Below are 4,909 nucleotides of genomic sequence, written 5' to 3' on the forward strand. Positions count from 1 at the left end.
CAAGTACGGCAGCATGGGCCGCGAAGGCGTGCGCTTCGCCTTCGAGGAGATGACCCAGCCCAAGGTCGTCTGCGTCAACCACATCAGCGAAGTGGTCCAGTGACCCGCAAGGACGCCGGGATGCGCTGCTCACCCCGGCTCCGCTGAACCCCGCCCTCAGCGACGGCGGTTGACAACGCTGGACAGGGTGAGCGCGGTGACCGTGTCCCGTACACCGGGCATCTGGGCGATGTTCTCCCAGATGCTCCGTACGCGTTCCAGCGAGGCCGCCTCCAGACGCACCATGATGTCGAAGTCGCCGCTGAGGATCTCGCAGATGACGACCTCCGGGATGCTCTTGAGCGCGGCCAGCACGTCGCCCCCGCGCATGCGGTCCTGGCGGTGGACGAGAACCAGCGCCGAGACGACATCGCCGGTGTCCTCGCCGGCACGGACGATGGTGTAGCCCGCGATGTGGCCCTGGCGCTCCAGACGTTCGATGCGCTGACGCACCGCGTTGCGGGACAGCAGCACCCTGCCTGCCAGCTCGGACTGCGAGACGCGGGCGTTGCGGGTCAGCTCCGCGATGATCTTCTCGTCGATGGCATCCACGGCGGACCTCCTTCTTCGCGCAATCGCCGTATGCCGTCGACGCCGAGGTGGTGAGGGAGCCGGCACGGGCCGTCGAGCAGCGCGGGGTTGCCCCGCCCGTGGGCGGCGGCGTGGCCGTTGCCGCCGTCCGGGCCGGCCCCGAGGGTGACCCGCTCGTACCCCACCGCGTGGGCCATGGCCCTGATCTCCCGCGATCCGTTGACGAGGATCAGGGAAACGTCCACCGTCGTCGTGCCCAGGTCGGCGGGCAGGCTCCCACGGGTCTTCCTGCCGGCCTCGGCCCGCAGCGCGCCGATGGTCAGGGTCATGGCTTTCCTCGTTCGCGCTCAGGCCGCGGTGCGGCCTTTTGTGGTGACGAAGTCGATCGGCTGAGAGGTGCCGCCCTGAAGGGCGAGATCCGCGGCGATGTCGCCCATGGCGGGCGACACTTTGAAACCCTGGCCGGAGAAGCCGGCCAGCAGGACGATGTCGTCGCAACCCGGCAGGGAGCCGACCAGCGGGCGGGTGCTGTCGGTGTAGCCCTCCATGAAGACGGACAGGCGCACCGGGTCGGGATTCAGTCCGGGCAGGTGCCGTCGCACCGCCTTGGTGAAGCTCTCCAGTTCTTCCGGTGCGACGGTGCGGTTCAGCCGGTTGGGGTCGTCCACCAGCTTGTGGTGCGGCTGGGGCAGGCCGAGCTTGACGGCCAGGCCGTCCGGGGACGGGATGCCGTAGAAAGAGGTGTCGCCGCAGCGGATGAAGGCAGGACGCTCGGCGCCTGCCGGGTGGTCCTCGTGGGGCAGGAACCAGGCGCTGATCGTGCGGTGGACGCTCACTTCCCACGGCAGGTCGGGCAACAGGTCGCCCACCCAGGGGCCGGGGGTGACGACGGCGGCGTCGAAGCGCTCGGTGTCGGTGTCGGTGCGGATCTCCACTCCTCCCCCGGCGACCGCGGCGACTTCCCGCACCGGCGTGTAGCGGCGGATCCGGGCCCCCAGCTCCTCGGCACGCCGGGCCGCGGTCTGCACCGTCAACTCGGGGCGGACGAAGCCCGCGTGGGAGTCGAGGATCACCACGTCGCCATCGTCGACACGGAACTGCGGGAAGCGCTTCGTCAGCGCCTCGGTGTCGATCACCTCGTGGTCGAGGCCGTGCTCGGCGATGCCGTCCATGACGGTGCGCATCTCGGGGTCGTCGGCCGGCCCCATGACCAGGGCTCCGGTCAGTCGGCGCAGTTCCCTCCCGGTCTCCGCCTGCAACTGCTTCCACAGGACGTCGGCGTGCCGGACGAGCGGCACATAGCGGCTGTCGTGGGTCTGCACGCTGCGGAAGACCCGGGTCTCGCCCCCTGCGGCGCTGCGGTCGTGCCCGGGCGCGAACCGGTCGTAGCCGACGACCTCGGCACCCCGGCCGGCCAGCCGCCACGCGGCCTGGCTGCCCATCGTTCCCACGCCGACCACCGCGACGCGCTTCCTCGCAGCTGACACAGGGCTTTCCTTTCGTGTCACCGGGCAGCAAGCTGGACCTTGAGAGCCCGTTCCACAATGTGGTACGCTGTGCTGCTATCTGGCACAGAGGATGGCAGTGGCACAACGGGGAGTCAAGAGGTCCAGCGGAGGGCCGCTCGACTCGACCGGGGTCATGCGTGTTCTCCCGGGGCTGGGTGACCTCGGACGAGGTGGCACAGGCGCAGGAGCATGGCGTCGTCGCCGAAGCCGCCTGCCTTGATCACCACGGGAAGCGGGAGTGAGCCGATCAGGGAGCCGCGGACGACACCGGGCTCGGGTTCGTCGAGCAGTCGATGCCTGTGGCGCCGAGGAACTGGAGGACGGTGGCGGCCGTTCCTCCCCCGGTGATGACGAGTGCGTCGACGGCGTGGTCCTCGGTCAGCGCTTTGACGACCGCCGCCTGGGAGCGGGCCCATACCTGCGCGGCCTGTGGCGTGTGGCGTTCAGAGCAGTCAGCCGGCCCGGGCGACGTTGCTCAGCAGTCAGCTTCGCGAGAGGTCCCGAAGACGATCGAGGGCCGGCCGTCGGCGTCACACCACGGCCATGTGGATCTCGCGTACGGTTCCGACGGCCGTGCAGAAGCCGACGTAGCCCGGCTTCATCACGAAGCTGTCGCCTGCCCAGCAGGGATCTTCAGGAAGCGGTGTACCCGCCGTCGACGGTCAGGACCGATCCGGTCACGTACGACGACTCCGACGACGCGAAGAAGAGCACCGCGTCAGCGACCTCTTCGGGGGTGGCGAGGCGTTGGAGCGGGATCGTGCTCTCGCGCTGGCGGCGGTAGGCCTCGGGGTCGGGCCTGCGCTGGAACGCCGCTTCGATGACCGGGGTGACGGTCAGGCCCGGAGCGACGACGTTGACACGGATGTTGCGCGGGGCCCATTCGATCGCCGCGCCCTTGGCGAGCATGATGAGGCCCCCCTTGGCGGCGGAGTACAGGACCTGCCCGGACATGCCGACCATGCCCAGCCGTGAACTGACGCAGACGAACGAGCCGCCGGTCTCGGGCATCAGCGGCGCGAAGTGCTTCATCACCAGGAACGCGCTGAGCAGGTTGCTCTCGAGCACGTTCTTCGCGTCGTCGCAGGCCATCTCGGTGAGCGGACTGGTCGCCTGCAAGCCGTGGTTGAGGACGACGACGTCGACGGTGCCGAAGGACTCGGCGGCTTGCTCGGCCAGGTGCTCGACGAACGCCTCGTCGTTGAGGTCTCCTGGAACATACAGGTCGTCGGGCTCTGCGCTGTCGAGCCGCTCTCTGCGGCCGGTGAGCAGCAGCCGCGCACCCTCGCGGCGGAAGTGGGAACTCACCGCCTGTCCGATGCCACTGCTGGCGCCGGTCACCAGGGCGGTGACGTTGTCGAGTCTCATGTCAGGCACTCCTTGCGGGGAAGGTCGGTCGGGTCGCCGGCTCGGGTACGAACTTTCGTTCCGTGCCGGTCAGTTGAGGAAGCCGCGGGCGTCGACCGGCCAGCGCTCCAGCGACGTGCCCGTGCTGTCGGTGGCGATCAGTTCCTCGAAACCGAGGACGACGGGGCACACATGGTTGGGCACCACCGGTACGACGCTGCCGACGCTGGGTCGGAACTCGCCGTCCGGCAGCGGGAGGAACCCGTGGTACTCGTTGACCTTGGACAGGACCGCCTTCGTGCCGGCGATGCCGCCGTAGCCGATCTCGGGGCTGCCTTCCTTGCTGAGGGCCTTGTTGCCCACATCGACGATGACTTGGTCGGGGACCCAGTCGCTGACCACGGTGCCGGCGACGAACAGCGCGATCTGGTCCTCCGTGCAGGATCCCAGCCGGGCGTTGTTCAGATCGCCGAAGACGTACTCGCCGGGACGGATCTCGGTGATCACGCTGCTGGTGGAGAACTCGAGGGTCGGAGTGGAGCCGGCGCTGACCACCTCTGCGGTGACCCCGACGCCTTCGAGGCTGCGTACCGCGGTGGTGAGAGCGGCTTCCTGGTCCTGCGCGGCGTTCCGGCGAGCGTCCCGGTCGACGCAGCCGTGACCGGGATAGGTGAAGACGCCCGCCGGCACCAGACCGCGCTTGCGGGCGGCGAGCGCGAGATCGCCCGCGACCTCGGGCGGCGCCCCGGAACGACGAGCGCCGCAGTCGATCTCGATCACGACCTGCAGCCGGTCCGGTTCGTCTCCCATCGCGTCGGCGAGGGCGTCGATCGCCGCGACGTTGTCGACGCCGACCCGCAGCCGGGCCGACTCGGCGAGCCGGCGGATCCGGGGCTTCTTCGATCCCGCGGCCCAGATCGGGTAGGCGAGGAAGATGTCGTCGAACCCGGCAGCGGCGAAGACCTCGGCCTCACCGACGTTTCCCGCGGTGATCCCGACCGCGCCGGCCTCGATCTGGCGTCGCCCTATCTCCACGCACTTGTGCGTCTTGACGTGCGGCCTGACCTTGAGGTTCTGCTGGTCGGCGAAGCTCTGTATGCGGTCGATGTTGCCCTGCATGACGTCGACCAGGACGATCGGCGCGGGGGTGTCGACCCGCTCGACCAGAGCGTCGAGTGCTCGTTGCAGCCGGTTCACGCTGCTCTCCTTGTGGTTCTTGCCTGGAATGATCGAGGGGAATGATCGAGGGCCGCGGGTGCTGACTCCCCCTGGTTGCCGGACGCGCGCGGCCCGCGACATCGCGCCATGTGCGTGCGTACACCGCCCTGGGGTCCGCCCTAGACGGCGGTGCAGACCATCTGGATCTCGACGGGACTGTTGAGCGGCAGCCCGGCGACACCGATCGCGGTGCGCGCGTGCCGTCCGTTCTCGCCCAGTACCTCGATGAGCAGTTCACTGGCCGCGTTGGCGACCTTCGACTGCTC

The 4,909-nt window shown here is 69.3% G+C and carries 6 protein-coding genes; all 6 read right to left on the minus strand.

The annotated features are described in order from the left end of the window. Positions 1 to 156 precede the first annotated feature (156 nt). Positions 157 to 591 carry an Lrp/AsnC family transcriptional regulator gene (locus tag GTY56_RS07160; RefSeq protein ID WP_346345435.1) on the minus strand — a complete coding sequence of 145 codons (435 nt, stop codon included), beginning with the start codon at positions 589 to 591 and terminating at the stop codon, positions 157 to 159. Then, entirely contained in the window at positions 555 to 899 is a 345-nt protein-coding gene (locus GTY56_RS07165) for a hypothetical protein (protein ID WP_161363633.1), read from the minus strand. The genes GTY56_RS07160 and GTY56_RS07165 overlap by 37 nt, the downstream gene beginning before the upstream one ends. Positions 900 to 917: 18 nt before the next feature. Further along, a complete protein-coding gene (solA, locus tag GTY56_RS07170; RefSeq protein ID WP_161363635.1) occupies positions 918 to 2,057 on the minus strand; it encodes an N-methyl-L-tryptophan oxidase in 1,140 nt (379 codons plus the stop codon). Between the two features lie 654 nt (positions 2,058 to 2,711). Then, entirely contained in the window at positions 2,712 to 3,446 is a 735-nt protein-coding gene (locus GTY56_RS07175; RefSeq protein ID WP_161363637.1) for an SDR family NAD(P)-dependent oxidoreductase, read from the minus strand. Between the two features lie 69 nt (positions 3,447 to 3,515). Further along, a complete protein-coding gene (locus tag GTY56_RS07180; protein ID WP_161363639.1) occupies positions 3,516 to 4,622 on the minus strand; it encodes an alanine racemase in 1,107 nt (368 codons plus the stop codon). A gap of 140 nt (positions 4,623 to 4,762) precedes the next feature. Beyond that, on the minus strand, positions 4,763 to 4,909 hold a 147-nt coding region (locus tag GTY56_RS07185; protein ID WP_161363641.1), incomplete at its 5' end, for a RidA family protein.

Origin of the sequence: Streptomyces sp. SID5643 (assembly GCF_009872555.1) — a bacterium.
In the GTDB taxonomy this organism is placed as follows: Bacteria; Actinomycetota; Actinomycetes; order Streptomycetales; family Streptomycetaceae; genus Streptomyces; species Streptomyces iakyrus.